The sequence below is a fragment of the Synechococcus sp. MEDNS5 genome, from assembly GCF_014279875.1.
Classification (GTDB): domain Bacteria; phylum Cyanobacteriota; class Cyanobacteriia; order PCC-6307; family Cyanobiaceae; genus Synechococcus_C.
In genome coordinates, this window is sequence record NZ_CP047952.1 from 1558959 (window position 1) to 1577556 (window position 18598).

Consider the following 18598-nt stretch of genomic DNA (forward strand, 5'->3'; position numbering starts at 1 on the left):
GGGCGATCTACTTCTTGAGGTACTGCCGCCTAACGGGAGGCCTCTGGGGGACCTGTCAGCAAGGCAGCAAGTGAAGAAGTCTCCGACGAACAGTTCCAGCGAGATAACGCGGAAAAACGCCATCAGTTCTAACTTGCAAAAAATTCTGCTGAATGACCAGCAGATTGCAGTAAAACAAGATCAACTCAACAAAGGGGTACTAGAGCGTGCATCGTTACTGACTTTGATATAAAAGCATGTCGCGCCTAGACTACTAAAAGCCTATTAAGCAGACACAGATTGGCTTCTCTTGGCCACAGAGGACATACGCCGTAGCCGCCTGGGCTTATTAGTTCATCGAGCAGGTTTGCCGCATGAACCTCAAAAATACGGAAGCAGAGTTAACAAAGCAGGCAAAGGAAGAGAAGCAAAATGTCAACCACAAACCGTTTGGAATAGTAGCCTGAAAAATAACTCAAGGGACAGATTCGCAACAACAATTCAACATGGAACGAAACAGGAGGAGGAGTAATTTCATTGAGTCAAAACCATGAAGTTATAGAAGCCAAAAGCGGGAAGTTAGCAAAATAAATTCATACACCAAAAAAATAATCAATGAAGCCTTATCACTCGACTGGGGGATGCGACAGGAAACACCCGCGATATACAATAGAGAATATCTACAAGAATGCTGCAGCTCAAGGCGACAGCAGCACTACATCCCCAGGAGCTCAATGTGTTCTACCAAGCAATTGATCAATGGACAGAAACAGCGATATGGATATTATTTAGCATAGCCGTGATAGCAGCATTAACGCTAGCAAGAAAACTAAAACCGATAATGTACGAGATAGAACGGTGCGGGCGGCTAAAGACAACTGAAATAAGAACACTTGAACTGAATACATTCCTAAGCAGAGTAGAAGAGAAATATTTAGAATTAGTTTCCAAAGTAGATAGCATCAATGCCGACCATTTTTGCAGCTCAGAAGTCTGTTCATTGCGCATTAAAATTCTATTTATCAATGTATCTGCAGCAAAGATCCAGGACTTTGTAGCGCAATCGCCATCACTGCTGATTTCACTTGGCCTACTTGGTACATTTGCTGGACTAACGGGTGGGCTTGGCGAAATACAAAATGTCTTGAAACCTGACATATCAGCACAAGAGGCGGCAACAGGACTCACAGAAGTCATTGCACCAATGTCTCTGGCATTCCGAACAAGCCTATTGGGCTTAATATTAAGTTTAACTCTCTCTATTATTTATCAGCTAACTGGATGGCGCAATCTACTAGGTACTTGCCAGGGTTTGTTAACTGGTTGGCTAGAAACAATTGTCCCGATTCGAGTGGGCGAAAGAGTCATAACGCCGCTAAAGTCATCGATTGATTCATTAAATAAAACAGCAGCTGAATTACCAAATGTAATCGCAGATCAAACAAACAAAGCAATAAATAGCGCCTTTGGCGATAAACTAAAGCAATTTTTTGACTTATATGCGAATCTAGCGAGTGAAACAAAACGCATTACGTACTCGTTAACGAATTTGACAAACTCATTTCAAGAAAGCGGAAGTGACTTCTTAACAGCTTCCGAAATCCTATCAACATCAAGTTTCGCAAAAGATTTAGGAGATGCGGCTTATAGCTTAGGACAATCTAAACAAGATTTGGTGGGAGCGAGTCGAATGCTATGTGAACGTTTCGCTACATTTAGAGAAGGATTACAATCAACCCAGTTAGATATACAGTTACTGAATAATTTGTCAGCCATAGAACTAAAGAAAGCAAATAAATTGATTGACATTACTGAAAAACAGCAAGGGGAGGTGCAGGCATTAATACAGTCCAATATAAACAGAGGAGAGGAAGTCGTTAGTGCGACCAAAGAATTGCGAAGTACCCGTCTATCCTGCGGGAAAGACTCAAAGAACTTTCAAAAAACAGCTGAGGCATTGCAGATTCGCTTGAAATCAGACGAAGAGCTTACTAATTCATGCGAGACGTTTTTAACAAAACTAAATGAGAATCTGAATAATTGGTACGACACATCAGGAAAAGTATTTACTACATTTGAGGAAACCATCCAAAAATCAAGTGTATATCTGCGGTCACTTACTGATGAGTACAAAGAGGAGATAGGAACCCAATCGACAGCATCAAAAGAGCTACTGGTTTCGCACAAAACAGAGCTAGAAAGACTAATCGACAAAAAACAAGAACTTACAAAGCTTATTGGGGATCAATACCTAGTAATTCAGAAAATAACGCAATCGCTCGCAGAGCAACAAAAAAGTATCAATAATATCTTAGCAACGAACAAAAAGAACCATCCAAATAGCCAGGGTGATATAAATGGTTAAATCAAATCAGTCGAGTGAACAACAGCTCCGCCAATGGATGGGCTATACCGATATTCTCGCCAGCAGCTTTTTAATCCTAATGCTTGTTACAGTGGTATCTTCACTAAACAATGCAACCAACCAAAAGCCTCCGTTAATTAAACTAACTGAAGCCCAGTCCTTTAAATTCGAAACCGGTAGCTACAAGCTCTCTCAAGAATTCAAGAATAGATTAAATAGAGTAACAACAAATATGGTTAGTGACATAACAAAATATCGCATTGACACAATTGAAGTTATAGGTCATACAGACGGACAACCGTCACCTGGCATAAGTAATTTAGATATCAAGCTGCAAAACCAATTTGAAAATGGTGGAGAACTAATTGATGGATTATTAACAGGATCAAATGTTGATTTGGGCTTGCTGAGAGCATTATCAGTAGCAGCTTTCCTGAGGGAAAAATTAAAACACAAAGAAGTGGTGATGCCCACGATTCTTGCTTACTCAGCTTCAAGCCTTATTGATTCAAACGGGAAATATCAACCTGCTGATCCGTCGCCTCAAAGCCAAAGGCGACGGATTGAAATTCGTTTCACACGTAACCAAGATTTAAAATGACCGACCAAACAACGCCACTTGAGAGACTGAACGCGCTTGAAAGCTTAGTAGCCAAACTCCAGAATGAAAAATACGGAGTTTTAAGCGAAGACCTGTATCCTAAAAGATTGCATGACTTACCCGTATGGAGAGGTGGTGAACACCTTTTACTACGTTGTTATAAACGCACACCTATTGTTTTATCTGAGTATATGCTTCCAGTTGAAATGCAAAGCGACAGCAAAGGGCAAGTGGAAATTAATATAGTTAATCAGCAAACGCTTTACACAGCAATAATACTCGATTGCGGAAATGCGGCTTTACTTGTTGATTGGCAAATGGCGCAGAAAAAGGGGATGAAGGTATCAAGTTTTAGCGACATTTTTGACCTGAATGACTACAATGCAGATGAAATTAAGCCATGGACGATTACGAGTTTACCTTATTTTTGCCCAATTGAATATGGACGTCGGTGGATATTAAATATGTCTGGTCGACTAGACAATGGTCTAATTGCTGAGCCCATGAAGGAACAGGAAAGAAACCGCGGACAATTGCAAGAAGAGATAGTAAGGAAATTGGCACTTGATCAACGAGAGCTATCATTTGAATTACGTACCCTGAAAGCTGACATATCCGAACTGACAAGACAAATCAATGATCTATCGCATTTGATCAAAGCAAACACAGCTTAAAAGACACCTAAATTAAGGTAAATCAAAGCCAAAAACACATGCGCCGCTCGACTTCAGAGCGGCAGCAGCGCAAGATGCACAGTCATACCAGGATGTTCAGATGACTAAAGGGAAGGAAGTCGACATAGTCCCTATGTCACCAACACGGAAAATGAAGGGGGTTGACCTAGTGCTAATCACAAAGCCGAGCTCATGATCTGCTGCTGACGATTAGACCGGCTATGACCATCACTGCTGAAACGTATGAAGGTGGAACTGACCAACTGTCAGATGCAGATAGTGGTGGCGCGCTAACACAAGTTGTGGTGCAGGAGTCAATACAAGGCTTTACCGGTTTCTCCCTCTATAGTTCGATCGTGTCTATAGCTTGGACCTTTGTCGCCTGAGCAAGAGAAGAAAGAAACTCCCTTGGCATATGCCACATGGTTGCTGTGTCTTGTTGGTATGTGTGGCATGCACAGGCTTTATCTCAACCAAACAGGACTGGGCCTGGCGATGCTGTTCACGTTTGGCTTTTGTGGAATTGGTCAGTTTCTTGACATCTTCCTGATCCCTCATGAAGTTGAGCAAGCCAACAAGCAGAAAGAAGATCAAGCATTACCCAAGCGGTCGGCTAAAATCGAACCAAGAGTGTTGAACAAATCAGCATCATCACCATCGCAGGCATCTCCATCCACCAATTTGGATAAGGCTTCCATGGATGAGTTAGATAACCTGATGAAGGAAGCTGAAAACGCTCTCGAGCAAACACAATCGAAACCGAACGATCACCATGGAAGCTGACAAGCTTGTTGAATCCGTCAAGTTTCTGCTCCGAAGTGTCCGCGATCTCAGTGATCGATTCGTTGAATCCAATAAAGGAATTTCCAATACATTTGAGTCTGTCTACGATGACATTCGAACCGTCCAGGAGCAACTCGATGAGGTCAAGCTAGCTGTTGATAATGCTATTGATGAGCAGCTCTTGTCATCTGCCGGAAACCAGACCAACAAGGAGCTCCCTGTTAAAGACGACGATCAGCGACATCGTATTCCAACCCTCAACATGCCCTTGGAAGGTTTATTGGACGTCTACAGAAACTCCCCTGCTCTGCTTCAGCCCTTTGCGCGTCCATGCAGCATCAGTGGCAAAACGCTCAGCGGTGAGATCTCAGAAATTGAGTTGGAAATATTCGCCCAGGGAACAACATGGGTGATCGAAACCCAAGACGGAGAATGGGTGCTTGTTCCAAGGCCTGGCATGCTTCAGCGCCAAAAACAGGTGGAAGGACTGGGACGATTATTTGAGATTTCCGTTGATGGCGTTCTCCCCGCTGAGGTTGAGCTCTTAAAAGCGGGTACAGCAACAGTGATCGAACATGGTCGCCGTTGGTATTTGAAGCACAAAGGGGAAGTCGGTATCCAAGCTGATCCCCTGCAACGCAGCATTGAGAACCGTTTGCTTCGTCTTGAACAAAAGTTGGAGGCATTTGAACAATCCACAACAATAAACTAATGAATAAAAACTATAAATCCGACGAAAACCTTGATCAAGTTCAAAGAACTGCTGAAGAAGCCGAAAGGCTTTTGGGGGAACTCGATGATCACAACACCGCCAAAGACTCCCTGACCAATTCATTTAAACGGCCGGACAAACCTGAGACTAAAGATAACAATTCAGAAGAACATCCGAAGGGCAATGCATTTGGACCAATTCTCTTGTTGACACTACTCATTGGAGTTCCAATGTTAATCGGAGTATTAGTTGAATCTCAGAAAGATAAAGTACAACCTCGTTCAGAAACTGAAAAATCAGTAAATAAGCCTAAGCCCATTACTCCGAAGGTGCGGCGCTATATGAATACTAGTGAAAGAGATTATTATGAAAAAACCCTGAAGAATGCCAGCGATGCAGTCCTTAAAGCCGAGCACGAATCAGCTATATATGCTCTTAAGACATTAAAAAGGGGCAAGTACCGGGAATATAGTGATGTTGATCAAGGCTTAGTAAATAATAAAATCATACAAGGACAGAAAAAGATTAAATTCTTGGATCAGCCGGGAAAACATAAATATTGGGAGACTTCTGAATATGGTGCACAATGGTTTGACAACAGTCCCGACAATCAATTTAAAATCTTTGTTGCACATTCTAGAAAATGTAAGAACCCATCAATAGTTTTTGGTTTTCTCAACAAACAAAATGGCCCAATATTGAAGAGATATACAGTTAGGCTCAATTCCACAATGTCTACTGTTCTTGTGCCAATGCAACTAGACGGACAACAGTGGATCAGAGTAGATGAATTCAGGTGCAACTAAAACGACTTCAAATCATGCAACCTATAAAACCAGTGCTTAAGACTCTGGAATTAATTATCAATAAGGAAAGATTCAATGACCATTGAAGGGACAATGGAAGCAAATGATAGAAGAAGCCCAAATACGATTGATTGGAAAACAGTATACTCTTGTCGATTCTCTTTGAATGCCAGATACCTTAGATATGGAAACCAATAACCGTAGACAATGAAAAAACCTAATGCTGCAACACTTGACAAGTCTTTACCAGTGATGACATAAATCCATGTTGTGAGAATATAAATAGAAGCTTGGATTGCAAAAAAACTAAATTCACGTATTTGTGTCGATACTGCGAAAGGAAAAAAGAAGGCAATCCATGAAAAGCCTGATCCCTTGGGCCCTCGGCAGGCCAGAGGCTTCGTGCTGTCGTTGCTGTTGCTTTTCAGAATCGGGTAAAACCCGTAGAGCTTCTCAACTCTGAGATTGTGCTCTTTCAAATGTGCATCGATCTTGTCGAGCCTTACCTGCATCGCTGCTGATACGGTCATGGAATGGCGACTCTCCCCTTCTGAATGACACGCCATACTAGACCACTTTTCTCCAACACGGCAGGTTCGATGATTTCAGCGTTTGCAATACTCTGCTGTACATAGCTGTAAAGACCGTTGCTGGGCTGTGTCGTTGAGAAACTGCGCAGCGTGCGATCTGTTGGAAACAGAAGCATTCTCCGCTCCAGAGAGACCAGCAAGTAGCTGCCACCAGCAGACACTTCTTCCAGCTCAGTGGCCTGGCTCATTCCCATCAGAATGCTATTTTCTGATGAGCTGGTGATGTTGAGTTCTGCTGTTGTGGCCTCACGCAAAGCTTGTCGGTCGCCAGAGTTGATGGCTTGAATCAAGCTTCCAACGGTGAGTTTTGGTGGAGAATTCTCAGGAATGTTGCTCACCATCGCAGTTGTGGGTGGCGAACTGGACGTTGCTGCCTGGAATGGCGACGGCTGGCTTTTCAACGCTGAGCTGGCTTCGAAGAAAGCCTGCTTTTTCTGCACCGATTGAACATCGGCTTTCATTTGTGCTAGGCGTCTTTCCTGCTCTGTTTCCAGACCTCCAAATTTCAATGCTATTTGGTTCTCAAAGTTCTTGACAGATGCCTTGATTCGTCTCAAGTCATTGTCAAGGGATTGAAAAAGACGCCAGAACAGCAGGATCGAAACAACACTTGCCAACAAGGCTGCTGAGGCAAGGATGATCTCAAGTCTTATACCAAATGGGGCCGGCGTCTCTGTAGCTGTTTTGAGTTCTGCTTGAAGCTGGTTAAGGTCATCCCGGAGGCTTTCAATTGTGTCTTGTGCCTCAAGACCTGCATCAGTTGATAACTTCTCTTGGCCATCCCTCGCCTCAGCATCGCCAGATTTATTGCCTGCATTAAGCTCCGATGGCTGGGGTTGGGGAGCTTGCTTCTCTGACTGGCCGAGGAGAACGCTTTCGGGGGCAGAGTGAACGATCGTGCTGGGAACAAGGCTGAAGGACATCACCAACAGCGCAAGAAACACAAGGTGTTTGAAAGAGATTCGTTTCATGATTCGTAACCTCAGAAGCGCTCAGCCCAAAGACGGCCGAGGGTATTGGAAAGAGCCCGCAGTCCGAGAATAAAGCCAGGTTCCGGTTCAAGATCACTAGCCTCTTGACCGACTTTCGTCAGGCAAAGTGCACGCACTTCTGTTTCGACCTCACCCCACAGGGCGTCGATATCGCACAACTGGCGGATGGGCAATAGCGATCGAATTCTCAACTCAGCAATACTGTTGTCGTAATGCTCTACGAATTGTTTGATATCGTTCAGATCTGGTAGTGCATAGCTCGTGATCTTTTCCATGGTGTGAGGCAACTCCACCCGTTCACCAGAGCTGAACACCAGATCATTGATGCACAGATTTGCACCAGAAACCATGAAATCCAAACTTGGATCAAAATTACCTTTGAGATTCACACCGGTGCTAATCAATCCACAGCAGGTTTCATCCTTGTAGGCATCGGACATCGTTGTGGAGCCATTGCCCTGCTCACAGCCAGCTGCTTTCACCTGCAATAATTCCATCAATTGGTCGGGATCCCCACCGCGTTGGAAACTTAAACTGGCATCGATCCAATTGATCAAACGGCCTCCATTGCCGCCGAGGTATACCGGGGTTGGACTTGTTTTGATGAGTTTTCCTTCCTGGCGAAGCACCTGATGAACTTGCCCCAAGTAATGGTACAACCCTCCAAAACTGATCGAAATCAAACTGAGGAATTGCTGCAGTGGCTGCTGAATGGCAGAGTCTTGATTGACCAGCATATCCAGGCGACCCGCCAGCAACTCCGTTGAGCCGTAGCGCATGATGTTGTCGAGTCGGCTTGTGAAATTGCGATCTTGCCGTGCCTTTGCTTCGTCATCGCTGATTTCAGCTGTGAGGCTTGGTGGAAACAACTCCTTCAGAAACTTTGGTTTGCGTTGCAGCAACTGTGAGCTGATATCACGACCGGCAAATGGCACGGACACCTGATGAATCAGCTGGTTTTCCTGCCAGATGGAGATATCAGTGGTGCCACCGCCGACATCCAGGCAAGAGGTATGCACCATTTGCTTGCTCTGGAAGTTGCCGAAGTAACTTGCAAAGGCAACAGCTTCAGTTTGTAATCCGGTGTCACTCGAACCCTTGAGGGCATGCTTTAAGCCGGTTAGATCATTAAGGCTTTCGCAGAGTTCCTTCCACACCCGTCGATAGCGGGCCATTTCATTTCTTGAAAAGGCGCTGGGGAACGACACAGCCCAATCAATCTCGAGGGCACCGGATGCCGCTGCATTGGCACTGATCAACAGTGCCAGTTCTTTCAGAAACGGTTTTTGATATTGCATCTGCTCCCACTTGAAACCCGTTCGCAACTCCGCACCACCAAATTCGCCCGGGCTTGGCACGCGCAACCTGGCTTCATGAAACAGCTCAGGAACTTGCCCGGTGACCTCCTGCCAGCCGCGAACACTGAGGGCTGTTGCCGTGGGTGGGTTGCCTCCATTTGCTTCGTTGGGAAGCATCTCCTCAGGGATGAAATATTGATTCAAAAGATTTTGTCGCGATTGCTTTTGTGAAAAGGTCAGCGACTTCACTCGGGTGTCGAGGTGTTTGCGACTGGGGCCGGCACCATCGTCAATGTAGAAGTTTGTGAATGATGTGCCGAAGTCGATTCCAACTTTCCACTGAGCACCGTCGTTTGAACTGTGCACTGGGGGACTGACGGGCAGAAGCCCACAATCCCTGCCGCGTTCACTAAGTCGCACCAGATCGGGAAAATAATTTGTGGTGAAATATTTCACTTCCTGTTGGCCATCACGGCTGATTTTGCGGTCGTAGTCCGCAAATCCATCCACGGTGAGATTGGTAGGGCTCTCTTCGCAGAAGATGTAGTAAAGGCTCCAATGATCATCATGCACATAGGGCCAGAGGCTGATCACCGGAAGATCATCAGCCACGATGTTCTGCTCTTTCAGCGGATAGGTCTTTGAAATGGAGTACCCATCACGCATCCCTTGCAAGGGCAGCGTTAGCCGCACTTCCAATTCACTGCTCATGCTGGTTTGCATGACGCGCAGCTCACAGCGGCCTTCCAATTCGCGACTGCTGAACAGTTCCCTCACATCAGGGCTCAGAGGCAGCAGGGGGGTGACGGGTTGGCCGTTCACAATCGGCGATCCCTCGAGGCGGTTGGCAAGCCACGATTCAGTAAAGGCTTCCTTGCCAGGCACCAGGTAGAGCTGATCCAGAAAAATCTGTTCTGGCGTAATCACCTTGATTTCGTTGCCGTATTGACGCTCCAGTTGATGCGGATCAAAGCCAATCGATTCCAGGGTGGCTGCTTTGTACAAGCAGATGTCGGCAGCGCTTAGCCCGAGCTTGCTTGGCATCTCGGCATCCACCAACACCACCGGAGTTGATGGCGTTTTGGGCAGCGGCTTGCGACGCCGTTCTCCCAACTCCAGCGTGGCTTGGCTAGCGCTGGCTCCACCTTTGGCAGGTCGTCCCAGCAGCGATAAAGCCACGGGATTCGCTGGGAGGTTGGGAATGCGGACTGTGTCGGAAAGAGTGGGTGTCCCGAGTCGCCCTCCCGTCAACTGGCCGATGAAGCCATCGAGCACCTCGGCCATCTGCCCTGCCATGGTTTGACTGTTCAGATCTGGGGCATTGAGCATTCCTGAGCGCACGTAGCTGAACCAATCAGCCAGAGCTTGCCGTTGTGAGCCGCTGAGGGAAGACACGGGATCACTGAATCGTCCCCCCTGGGTCCATGCCATGCCCTGAATTGGCTGCGCTAAGTGCACAGCAGGGCAGAACATGGTGCTGGGGGAACTGAATCCGATGACGGAACCTTGGAGCGTAAACACATAAATCACCTTCCACGGATTGCGTCGTTCCGGGTCTTGCGACAAGGCTGTACTTCCGTCAGGAATAGCACTCGACAAACTTCGTGAGAATGGCCCGACCGCATCGTCATCTCGACTCGAAAAATCATCCAAAGCCACGCGTTGCGCATCCATGCGCAGGCCAAACATGTCCCAGAGGCCGAGGCAGGCCATGCCACCAAACAACTCTTCAAGTAGAGAGTCGCGCGTGGGGTAGCGATTGTTCAGAACAGCTTGTTCAAATTGCAGAGCCCTCGACCAAGGAGACGGCAGCGAATTAACCCGTGTGGTGGCCACCTCATAAACAAGGCTCTTAGCGATCACACCAAGGCTTTGCTGATCGCGTCCTTGCCACTCACCGGCCTGGGCTCCGCCGGCCAGTGGAGGGTCGGTTTTCGGGAACCAAGGAATCTGAACGATGTCTTGTGCTGATGAGGTCATGGCTGAAAAGTGCTATTGGTTGATTAATAAAAAGAGACAATCAGGCCACTAACGTCCACAGGCAATCCGCCAATCCGGCCATGCCCCGATGGTTGATTCGTTCGGCACTGAGGCCATCCATCTTCACCTTGATTGCTTCCACGGTGTCGTTGTTGGCGGGGCGTCGAGGACGTGCCTTGCCCATCACCACGCGGCTGAGATTGTTCTCAAACCGATCGCTTGGCACAAGCAGCTGTGCGCTGAGTAATTCTTGTTTGAAGCCTGTGCCGAGATTGCTGCTGATTTGGTTGAGCCATTGCAGCAGCGTGTCGCAGTACTGATCGATTGCGGTTTGCACGGTGAGTTGCTCACGATCTCGGATAGCCGGACGCCCACCTCGGCTTGTGCTGGCGCCGGCCGGATGGAAGAACCGCCTCGCCCAGGGCGCCCCTGAGAGAAAGGTTTTCATCGAAACTTTTTGAGCGTCTGCAATCTCGTGGCTGACATTGTTTCGCCAAGCCACCGCGAAACGCGCACCCCTCGCCAAGGCTTCGCCAACGCGCTCATCGTCGGGTAGGTCGTCCCATCGGATGCAGGCATGATCGCTTCGGCTCAACACATTGGCGTAGCGAGTGGTGCCGGTGAGTGGATGGCGAACGCCAAGAGCAGCCAGCAATTCAACGAGATGGGCAGCGTTGGTTTGGGATGTGCCCCCGATGCTGAAGCCGTAGCGAGCTTTGATATCACTCCCCACGAGAAACACGCGGTCAAAACAGGCTTTGCCACTGGTGCGCAGGTATTGCAGTGCAGCGTCGGTGTTCAGCTGGAAATTGCGCGACTCGGCATGCACGCCCGTATCGTCATCGGCGACCCCTTCGAAATCGAAGTAAGGCAGCAACAGTGAGGCTTGAACCTGCACGCTGCTGAGGCTCTGGCTCTTCAGCCAGTTCTTTAGAAGTTGGCCGAGGGTAGGAACACCAGAGGCTCCCGTGCCACCGAAGACACTGCCGAACAGATGAATCAAGGGCGGTTCCCCGCTGCCTGCAGCCGTTTGAATATCGCTGAGCATCTGCTGCCACTGCCCCACCTGGGCCTCTTTCTGCAAATTGATGCGACTCATTACGGCGGAGCCAATCGGTGGGCGTCCGCGAAAACCAACCTCGAGATCGGCTTGCTGCTCTTCAGGAGGGAAGAGACAGTCGAACAAGGCAGCAACACCTGGTGCCTGGGTCCGCAACACCGCCTTTGGGAAAACTTGATCGAGTGAAATGGACCCGGATGATGTGGTTAACGGACTCCACTGGCCGTAGTCCCGCAGTTCAGCCCGAGCGAAGCTGTCGCTGTTGCGGCCCACGGCAACTTTGAGAGCGCGATAACGGTTGATCGCTGTTTGTGCCCGCGTGAGCAGTGCACTTTGTTGGTCAGGTTCTACCAAAAACACCCCCAACCGAGCAGGCGTACCGTCGTCGCCAGCCAAGAGCCCACAGGCATGCAGATGAACCAGGGCTTCGATGCACTTTGCGCCCGTACCACCAACGCCGATCGCAAAAATCTGTTTCATCTCAACGACTCCCAAGAAATGTGACGGCACCAGGCACCACGAACCGATAGGTGCGTGGTGATGCCAGCAGGGTTGGAACCCAGAACAGAAGCATCACATCAAGAACCACAAATCCCATCAGAACGATCCAGCCACCGGCTGGAACGGGATAGGAAGTCATCCCGGCAGAGGGTGAAGTACCCGTAACCGACCAGACAAAAACAGTGAACCATGCCAGGCAGAGCCATCCAAAGACGGTGAGAACCACAGCGGCGATCCACCACATCGGTTGCATCTGGCGGGTTTGTTTGGAACTCCGTGGTTTGCCAGACAGCGTTTGAGCGATCCAGATCAACATCGCTGAAAAACAGCCAGCCCACAAAACCGTAAAAGCAGGGCTGCTACCGGTTTGCAGATAGTTGTTGAGGTTCAATCCCGGCCCCACAAGCAGTCCGGCAAACAAGTTAAGAAAGATCCAGTTTTGAATAAAGTGAACCCAGATAATGCCCAAAGCCACTGAGGCTCCAAGCAAAATCAATTGGTGACTACGCATGGTGTTAATCGTTGATAAGTGTTAATTGGAATACATCAAGCAAAGTGAAGCTGCTGGAGTTGAGCCTGGTTCAACAAGCATTTTACTGAGATTACTCATTAGTAGCAACAAGCCATCTGTGAGTTGCTTGGAATTGGGGTTTTCAGGATCACGTCGATCCCAGTCCACCCACCATTGTTGAGGCAAAGCACCACGCGGAACAGTAACCCGCAATGCGTTGCCGATTGTTGGGTTTGGCAACGCGATTTGAACAACCAATTGATTGTTGATAATCGCTTCACCAGTAATCGACTCCCCATTAAGAGGCGTAGCAGGATCGATACTTTCCAATTTGGCAAGGCCTAATTGGGTTGTGTTGATGCCAGTGACACTGATACCTTGTTTGGTTGCCATCGCAACACCTTTGGCCTTGGGGAACAGCCTCACCAGGGCAAAGTCATTCCCGGGCCTGTAGGTGACTCCATTCAGGCGAATAGGTAAGCCTGAAGCGACACTGGCTGTCGGCATCCCCTCAACAATCTCAACCGTTTGTGTGGGTGATGTGGTGATTCGATCAAGATATGAAATTTGAATTGAATCAGCTTCTATGCCCGAGATCGAGGCATTTGATTTGATCTCATCCAATAACTTATGGACTTGCCGTTGTGGACCCGTCGCCAACAAATAAATCGGCCGCTCTGTTTTGCCCTTGAAGATCACCTCAGCATTGGAGTTGTACACACTGCCGTTGAAAGGAAGTTTGAGGGCCATAACACCGATTACGGCCCCCTGAGCCACATGCTGCTTGATTACGGCGGTGAGCTTTGTGATATCACCATTATTGGCTTCCAGATCTGTGATGGTGAGCCTTAATGGAACTTTTTCCTGAGCACCCTTACCCTTGGTCGCTTTGGTGAGGCCAGGGCGTTGCCAAACGGTATCCAAGCTTGAAGACACGGGTGGGTAGGCACCACATCCTTGATAAAAACAAGGTTTCGTTGCTTCTTGCCACGACGACAGAGGTTTGATAGTTCCACTACCCACACGAAAGGTTTCAACACCAAGATTGGTGGAGGCTGCGGAGAGCGTGACTGCCTTGATCAATTTCTGCCAGTTGCTGGAAGGCGCTCCTGCTGAGGTGAACCCCAACATCGAGCCACTGCCATCAATGGCGAGTTCCAGAGATGTTGCATCCGGGACGCTTTCCCAGAGCGTTTGTAGTGTGTTTGATGGTGGAGGTGTCCCGACGACACAGGCCGAGGGTGGTGGCGGGGGAGGACAGCCCGTTAACAACAAGAGTGAGCCTGCAGCACTCACAAACGTTGCGAGATAACGCTGTAGTAGCAGACGATTATGGGATGAATAAGTCATTGACGAGCGAGTTGCACTGTTAAGAAATGTTCATTCGCTGCTAAAGGAAAAAAATGTCTCGCTTCTTGGGAGATGTACATGGATGGAACACCCAAAGACCAGGATGCTGATGTTCCCCACCATCATCACCCTGAGTGAGGTAGTCCGCATCCCTCGAATGGGGAATGAACCCTTCACGGGGCACTGGGCTGTATGGCTTGACGCTCTCAGAACTCGCCCTTAATCAAGGTAGACCGCATCCCCCGGATGAGGGATGCACCTTTCTCGACGTTCTGGGCTGTATGGCTTGACGTTCTCAGAACTCATCCTCACCGGCTCGATTCACCATCATCACGATGGTCGCAACCATGATCACGGTCATGATCCCTGCGAGACCCAGGCCAAGCACTGGTATGGGTGGCGCCGCAGCACCCGCTGGGTTTGAGCTGGGTGGAACAGAAGGCTGTGATGCCGGCGGAGTAACGCTGGGTTCAGGGGCTTGGCGAGGCGTTTCTTGCCGGTCCCCAGGCAGGCGAAAACCTTTCAGATAGCCGTCGTTGAATGCTTGGCGCCGCTCCATTGGAGTGCCGTGATGATCATTGTGATACACCTCATAATCTCCAACGGCTTCAAAGGTGGCGCGGGCTTCGTCTAAATCTCCTGCTTCCAACAGCCCTTTGGCTTCGACATAACGAGCAAAGCCCCCAGCGAAGGCATCAGCGGCGAGTTCACCATCCTTCCCTGGTGGATGAGCGTTGTTTTCAAACAAATAGGCGTGTCCGAATTCATGAGCAATAATGGAGAGGGCTCCAAAGTCTCCAAATTTCTCAGCTACGGCATTACCGAGCGTGATTTCCAGATAAACCGTGTGATCACCTGGGCAGTAAGCCGGAGAATCAATGCCTGACTGTGGACATGCCCGCGAGAAGGCTTGGCCTTGATATAGAAACAAGCGGGGCAACTCCACGGTGTCTCCCCCTGGAAGGGTTCTGATGTAGTCGCCAAGAAGGTCTTCAACAGCCCCTGCGTGCTCAATGTCCCATCCCGCCTGAACAGCGACTGTGCATAAAAGGTCAATCAGGACGGCAGAAAGAGCAAGGCTTGCAGTAGCTGTGGGTAACATCTGATGTCGTCTGCGAGCTTGGAGATATTGGAACGGTTTAGGGTGTGTAAAGAATATTATTACTGCGGTGGAGCGTGGTTTTAGCGCCGGATCAGCTTTTCAGCAGGGATGGAGTGGCTTCAGCAAGAACGCCGGAAAACTGGTTGGCTTTACGATTCTGGCCGCCATTGTATGGGGAATCATCAATGCACTTCAAGTGGCGTTGCTTCAGGAGTACATCGATAAACCTGACGTCAGCAGCGGCCCCGTCGTTCTTTTCGTAGGCCTTGTACTCCTTCAGACGTTACTTGGTCTGATCATATCGGTCGCACTTTTTGATGGAGGATTGCAGGCTGCACGTGGTGCCACCGTCACCATTCCAGAACTTTTAAAAAACTCACTCAGATTCCAAACTTAATCGGCATTCAAGTGTTTGGCGGTTTAGCAATCATGCTTGGATTATTAACATTTGCTGTTCCGGGCATCTACCTCGCTGTGGCATATATTTTCTCTGGCATGGCGATGGTGGACCGGCCACAGTCCTTTGTTGATGCCTTGAATCAAAGTCGTCGATTGGTGACACCACACTGGTTTGATATCGGTTTGTTTCTGCTTGCCGTTGTTGGCATTGTGCTACTCGGCTACCTGGCCTGCTTGGTTGGTGGTTTTGTATCAGTTCCTGTTGGATTCTGCATGATCGGAGCTGCATACGATCAGTTATTGAAACTTTCAGAAGCCACCTCGAGTGAGGCGTAAACAGTCCATATTTTTATTAATGCATCTTCATCCCACATGCTGAATATTCAACATCGTCATGCAGGCTTCACGAATCAGCGGGCACTTCTACTGCTACTGATTTGTTTCCCTGTCGGATTGATCTTTTTGAGCCTGATGGCTTCAAGAGCTGGCTGGCTGAAGGCGTCCATGAGCTTGGTGAGCCAGCAGTGATTGAGCTGATGCTCGACGGGCTGAATCCAATCCTCACGACAGACGAAGCCGACAGGCTGGTGGGCTGGCACCTAGGGGTGAGCCTCTAGCTCAACTGGGGGATCGCACTTAAAGAAATTTCCACAAAAATCTCCCCCAAATGGGGGAGGGTGTACCCGTGCAAAAATGGGAAGGTGTATTCAAGGCCCGAGACCGCGCAATCAGATGAAAACAACTCCACTTTTACTTGCCTTAGCCTCAGCGATCGGTGGACTGGTTGCCATGGCACCCGCTGCCAATGCAGCAACTACATATTTGGTGTTGGGTACTTACCAACAAGCTGGTGGCGGCAAGCCGAAAGTCGCCCAATACAGCAGTCCATCATTACAAATTCTGCCTATGGAATCAATCGAGCAGTGTGAAGCGGCTGGCCGTCAAATCACCGCAAAGATTTATAAGCCTATTTGGGACTTCGATGGTCGTTGGACTTGCGTAGAGGGCAAATGATTCGGATCATCCCATTGGTTTTGTCAATATGTCTTGCCTCACCATCTATTGCAGGAAGCATGGCCGAGTGTCTAGCCCTTCGAGAATTATCAGAAGATATGATCTCGAAAGCGAGGAGAGCCGAATCTTTACTGGCTAATGAAAAATGTCCTGAAGATAAATTCAGAACAAAGCTGAACTCTGTTTCCGATTGGGCATGGGAGACAAATACGGGCGCGCGACAACTATGCCGTGAAAGATGGAAAGAAAATACTGACTATTCATATAAGGACCTTTTTGGTAATGGGTATCGTTCAGCGCAAGGAATCAAGATTGCAAAAGATTTGGAAGTATTGGGTTTAGAGCTGTCGAGAGGAAGCTGCCCTGTTGCAGATTTGACATGGCAGCCAGAAAATGAAATTCGACCTAAAAAGACCATGTTTCGCATGAGCTGGGAAGAGAAGTTAAACGCCAATCCTTCACTGCAGCTTTGGGCTCAGAAACACCCAAATCTTGCTGAAATTCAACGTCAGATTTGGGAGAGAATTAAGTAGCAATACAAGACCCGCAAGGGGAAAGCAGGGGGCGTGGTTGTTGCCATCAATCTCCCGGCAAAACATTCAACCCCGTCAGCAATGGCGGGGTTTTTTATTGCTCCCTCAGTTTGGGGAGAGAGAAGGCTGAGATCAGGCAAATAAATCCCTCATTTGGGGGAGGGTGTAACGATGCAAAAGTGCGATGGTGAGTTCACAAGGAGAGATCCCGACCACCTACCGCCGAGAGGCACCCACCATGAAACTCCGTAACCTCATCATCGCTGGCGCTATCGCTGGCTCCGCACTGACTGGCCTCAGCATGCTTGGCGGCAACGCAGAAGTTAGCCGCGAAGCTAATCAGAAATATGCAGAAACTTGCATCAGAATCCTCAACTCAGATGTAATCAAGGGCAAGCCGTCAGCATGCGGCAAGGTCAACCTTCAAGCACTTCCTGAAGAAAAGCAAGCTGAATTTGCAACTGCAGAAGCCAAGTACAAAAAGGAAAAAGCAGAAGCAGACGCCAAGCAAAAAGCCAAGCAAGAAGCTGAGCGCAAAGCCGCTGCTGCTGCTCAAGCCAAATTTGAAGCTGAAGGCTGGTTTGAGCTTTCTAAAGGTATTTATGGTCGCTGGTGTACCAACACCTGCAACAAGGCAGAAGTTATTGGCAACTCTTCTTATTGGCTAATGGAGGTTTGGGCGAAGGACCGTGCCGCTGGCGACATCTACGCTCAGATCAACATCATGCAGAACGGCGTTGTTACTGGCTGGACTAATGACACTGCATTCTTAGACAAGGGTCAGCGTGGTGTTTTGACGTTCCAGAAATATGGTCTTAGCAACGGTGCTGCTTATCAGGCACAACTTACTAAGTTCAATGCACGGGGTTCTTGGTGACCCAACCTGCTTCACCTACCGCCGAGAGGCACTCACTATGAAACTCATCACAGCACTCGCAGCACTCACTCTCATCGCTGCTCCTGTTCAGGCTGGCAATCAAGCCGATTATCAAAACTGCCTCAAACTTAAAGCTGAAGTCAACGCCATTCAGGCAGGTCTTGGCGACAAGACATACGACTGTAAGCGTGTCAAAAACTGGAAATCGCCAGCAGATCGCATCAAAGCAGTAGGCGGTAAAACCGCACTGATTCGCAAATGCGAAGCCATCTGGAAGCCACAGTTGAAAGATCAACGCAGCTATCGCTATCAAAACGCCCAAGTAATTGCTACTGATGCTAAGACTTTCAAAGTCAACGTTCAGTACACAGCCACGAACAGTTTTGGTGGTCGCGTACCTGGTAAGTTCTCTTGTAATTTTGGAGCTTGACCTAAACTGCTTCAGCCGGGAAGCCTGCAATACAACAGCGG

At 48.5% G+C, this 18598-nt stretch carries 21 protein-coding genes; 14 read left to right on the forward strand and 7 right to left on the reverse strand.

Features of this window, described 5'->3' with window-relative positions:
* Positions 1-667 precede the first annotated feature (667 nt).
* The 7 genes from SynMEDNS5_RS08380 (at position 668) to SynMEDNS5_RS08410 (ending at position 5920) form a co-directional block, all read left to right on the forward strand.
* Complete coding sequence (locus SynMEDNS5_RS08380; protein WP_186582956.1) at positions 668-2344, forward strand: hypothetical protein; 1677 nt, start codon at positions 668-670, stop codon at positions 2342-2344.
* Positions 2337-2945 carry an OmpA family protein gene (locus tag SynMEDNS5_RS08385; RefSeq protein ID WP_186582957.1) on the forward strand — a complete coding sequence of 203 codons (609 nt, stop codon included), beginning with the start codon at positions 2337-2339 and terminating at the stop codon, positions 2943-2945. The genes SynMEDNS5_RS08380 and SynMEDNS5_RS08385 overlap by 8 nt, the downstream gene beginning before the upstream one ends.
* The gene (locus tag SynMEDNS5_RS08390) at positions 2942-3619 is read left to right on the forward strand and encodes a hypothetical protein (protein ID WP_186582958.1); all 678 of its coding nucleotides are present in this window, start codon (positions 2942-2944) and stop codon (positions 3617-3619) included. The genes SynMEDNS5_RS08385 and SynMEDNS5_RS08390 overlap by 4 nt, the downstream gene beginning before the upstream one ends.
* A gap of 221 nt (positions 3620-3840) precedes the next feature.
* Entirely contained in the window at positions 3841-4005 is a 165-nt protein-coding gene (locus tag SynMEDNS5_RS08395; protein ID WP_186582959.1) for a hypothetical protein, read from the forward strand.
* Complete coding sequence (locus tag SynMEDNS5_RS08400; RefSeq protein ID WP_186582960.1) at positions 3995-4402, forward strand: TM2 domain-containing protein; 408 nt, start codon at positions 3995-3997, stop codon at positions 4400-4402. The genes SynMEDNS5_RS08395 and SynMEDNS5_RS08400 overlap by 11 nt, the downstream gene beginning before the upstream one ends.
* A complete protein-coding gene (locus SynMEDNS5_RS08405; protein ID WP_186582961.1) occupies positions 4392-5114 on the forward strand; it encodes a hypothetical protein in 723 nt (240 codons plus the stop codon). The genes SynMEDNS5_RS08400 and SynMEDNS5_RS08405 overlap by 11 nt, the downstream gene beginning before the upstream one ends.
* Positions 5114-5920, forward strand: coding sequence for a hypothetical protein (locus SynMEDNS5_RS08410; RefSeq protein WP_186582962.1), 807 nt, complete (start codon positions 5114-5116; stop codon positions 5918-5920). Before SynMEDNS5_RS08405 ends, SynMEDNS5_RS08410 begins: the two co-directional genes overlap by 1 nt.
* A gap of 50 nt (positions 5921-5970) precedes the next feature.
* On the opposite strand, the gene SynMEDNS5_RS08415 is transcribed toward SynMEDNS5_RS08410, so the two are convergent.
* The 7 genes from SynMEDNS5_RS08415 to SynMEDNS5_RS08445 all read right to left on the reverse strand — a co-directional run bounded on the left by SynMEDNS5_RS08415 (position 5971) and on the right by SynMEDNS5_RS08445 (position 15304).
* Entirely contained in the window at positions 5971-6450 is a 480-nt protein-coding gene (locus SynMEDNS5_RS08415) for a hypothetical protein (RefSeq protein WP_186582963.1), read from the reverse strand.
* Positions 6447-7481 (reverse strand): hypothetical protein, encoded by a 1035-nt coding sequence (locus SynMEDNS5_RS08420; RefSeq protein ID WP_186582964.1) that lies wholly within the window; start codon positions 7479-7481, stop codon positions 6447-6449. Before SynMEDNS5_RS08420 ends, SynMEDNS5_RS08415 begins: the two co-directional genes overlap by 4 nt.
* A gap of 11 nt (positions 7482-7492) precedes the next feature.
* Complete coding sequence (locus SynMEDNS5_RS08425; RefSeq protein ID WP_186582965.1) at positions 7493-10780, reverse strand: hypothetical protein; 3288 nt, start codon at positions 10778-10780, stop codon at positions 7493-7495.
* Between the two features lie 40 nt (positions 10781-10820).
* A complete protein-coding gene (locus SynMEDNS5_RS08430) occupies positions 10821-12320 on the reverse strand; it encodes a hypothetical protein (RefSeq protein WP_186582966.1) in 1500 nt (499 codons plus the stop codon).
* A gap of 1 nt (position 12321) precedes the next feature.
* Positions 12322-12657, reverse strand: coding sequence for a hypothetical protein (locus SynMEDNS5_RS08435; RefSeq protein ID WP_186582967.1), 336 nt, complete (start codon positions 12655-12657; stop codon positions 12322-12324).
* A 216-nt stretch (positions 12658-12873) separates the two neighbouring features.
* On the reverse strand, positions 12874-13983 hold the full coding sequence (locus SynMEDNS5_RS08440; protein ID WP_186582968.1) for a hypothetical protein: 1110 nt from the start codon (positions 13981-13983) through the stop codon (positions 12874-12876).
* A 514-nt stretch (positions 13984-14497) separates the two neighbouring features.
* A complete protein-coding gene (locus SynMEDNS5_RS08445) occupies positions 14498-15304 on the reverse strand; it encodes a neutral zinc metallopeptidase (RefSeq protein ID WP_186582969.1) in 807 nt (268 codons plus the stop codon).
* Positions 15305-15371: 67 nt separating this feature from the next.
* Here SynMEDNS5_RS08445 and SynMEDNS5_RS08450 point away from each other — a divergent pair, with 67 nt between their 5' ends.
* From SynMEDNS5_RS08450 to SynMEDNS5_RS08480, 7 genes are all read left to right on the forward strand, one after another.
* Complete coding sequence (locus SynMEDNS5_RS08450; RefSeq protein WP_186582970.1) at positions 15372-15701, forward strand: hypothetical protein; 330 nt, start codon at positions 15372-15374, stop codon at positions 15699-15701.
* A gap of 11 nt (positions 15702-15712) precedes the next feature.
* Positions 15713-16039, forward strand: coding sequence for a hypothetical protein (locus SynMEDNS5_RS08455; protein WP_186582971.1), 327 nt, complete (start codon positions 15713-15715; stop codon positions 16037-16039).
* A gap of 101 nt (positions 16040-16140) precedes the next feature.
* A complete protein-coding gene (locus SynMEDNS5_RS08460) occupies positions 16141-16320 on the forward strand; it encodes a hypothetical protein (RefSeq protein ID WP_186586027.1) in 180 nt (59 codons plus the stop codon).
* 115 nt (positions 16321-16435) lie between these two features.
* Positions 16436-16717, forward strand: a complete 282-nt coding sequence (locus SynMEDNS5_RS08465; RefSeq protein WP_186582972.1) for a hypothetical protein — start codon at positions 16436-16438, stop codon at positions 16715-16717.
* Positions 16714-17250 (forward strand): hypothetical protein, encoded by a 537-nt coding sequence (locus SynMEDNS5_RS08470; protein WP_186582973.1) that lies wholly within the window; start codon positions 16714-16716, stop codon positions 17248-17250. The genes SynMEDNS5_RS08465 and SynMEDNS5_RS08470 overlap by 4 nt, the downstream gene beginning before the upstream one ends.
* Before the next feature lie 238 nt (positions 17251-17488).
* Positions 17489-18127, forward strand: coding sequence for a hypothetical protein (locus SynMEDNS5_RS08475; RefSeq protein WP_186582974.1), 639 nt, complete (start codon positions 17489-17491; stop codon positions 18125-18127).
* Between the two features lie 37 nt (positions 18128-18164).
* Positions 18165-18557: a hypothetical protein gene (locus tag SynMEDNS5_RS08480; RefSeq protein WP_186582975.1), complete on the forward strand. Its 393-nt coding sequence runs from the start codon at positions 18165-18167 to the stop codon at positions 18555-18557.
* The last annotated feature ends 41 nt before the right edge of the window (positions 18558-18598 follow it).

Bases quoted from the DNA above. Each gene is read 5' to 3' on its own strand.
- SynMEDNS5_RS08380 (WP_186582956.1), top strand. From the start codon at position 668: ATGCTGCAGCTCAAGGCGACAGCAGCACTACATCCCCAGGAGCTCAAT.
- SynMEDNS5_RS08385 (WP_186582957.1), top strand. From the start codon at position 2,337: ATGGTTAAATCAAATCAGTCGAGTGAACAACAGCTCCGCCAATGGATG.
- SynMEDNS5_RS08390 (WP_186582958.1), top strand. From the start codon at position 2,942: ATGACCGACCAAACAACGCCACTTGAGAGACTGAACGCGCTTGAAAGC.
- SynMEDNS5_RS08395 (WP_186582959.1), top strand. From the start codon at position 3,841: ATGACCATCACTGCTGAAACGTATGAAGGTGGAACTGACCAACTGTCA.
- SynMEDNS5_RS08405 (WP_186582961.1), top strand. From the start codon at position 4,392: ATGGAAGCTGACAAGCTTGTTGAATCCGTCAAGTTTCTGCTCCGAAGT.
- SynMEDNS5_RS08410 (WP_186582962.1), top strand. From the start codon at position 5,114: ATGAATAAAAACTATAAATCCGACGAAAACCTTGATCAAGTTCAAAGA.
- SynMEDNS5_RS08415 (WP_186582963.1), bottom strand. From the start codon at position 6,450: ATGACCGTATCAGCAGCGATGCAGGTAAGGCTCGACAAGATCGATGCA.
- SynMEDNS5_RS08420 (WP_186582964.1), bottom strand. From the start codon at position 7,481: ATGAAACGAATCTCTTTCAAACACCTTGTGTTTCTTGCGCTGTTGGTG.
- SynMEDNS5_RS08425 (WP_186582965.1), bottom strand. From the start codon at position 10,780: ATGACCTCATCAGCACAAGACATCGTTCAGATTCCTTGGTTCCCGAAA.
- SynMEDNS5_RS08430 (WP_186582966.1), bottom strand. From the start codon at position 12,320: ATGAAACAGATTTTTGCGATCGGCGTTGGTGGTACGGGCGCAAAGTGC.
- SynMEDNS5_RS08435 (WP_186582967.1), bottom strand. From the start codon at position 12,657: ATGTTGATCTGGATCGCTCAAACGCTGTCTGGCAAACCACGGAGTTCC.
- SynMEDNS5_RS08440 (WP_186582968.1), bottom strand. From the start codon at position 13,983: ATGTTGGGGTTCACCTCAGCAGGAGCGCCTTCCAGCAACTGGCAGAAA.
- SynMEDNS5_RS08445 (WP_186582969.1), bottom strand. From the start codon at position 15,304: ATGTTACCCACAGCTACTGCAAGCCTTGCTCTTTCTGCCGTCCTGATT.
- SynMEDNS5_RS08465 (WP_186582972.1), top strand. From the start codon at position 16,436: ATGAAAACAACTCCACTTTTACTTGCCTTAGCCTCAGCGATCGGTGGA.
- SynMEDNS5_RS08470 (WP_186582973.1), top strand. From the start codon at position 16,714: ATGATTCGGATCATCCCATTGGTTTTGTCAATATGTCTTGCCTCACCA.
- SynMEDNS5_RS08475 (WP_186582974.1), top strand. From the start codon at position 17,489: ATGAAACTCCGTAACCTCATCATCGCTGGCGCTATCGCTGGCTCCGCA.
- SynMEDNS5_RS08480 (WP_186582975.1), top strand. From the start codon at position 18,165: ATGAAACTCATCACAGCACTCGCAGCACTCACTCTCATCGCTGCTCCT.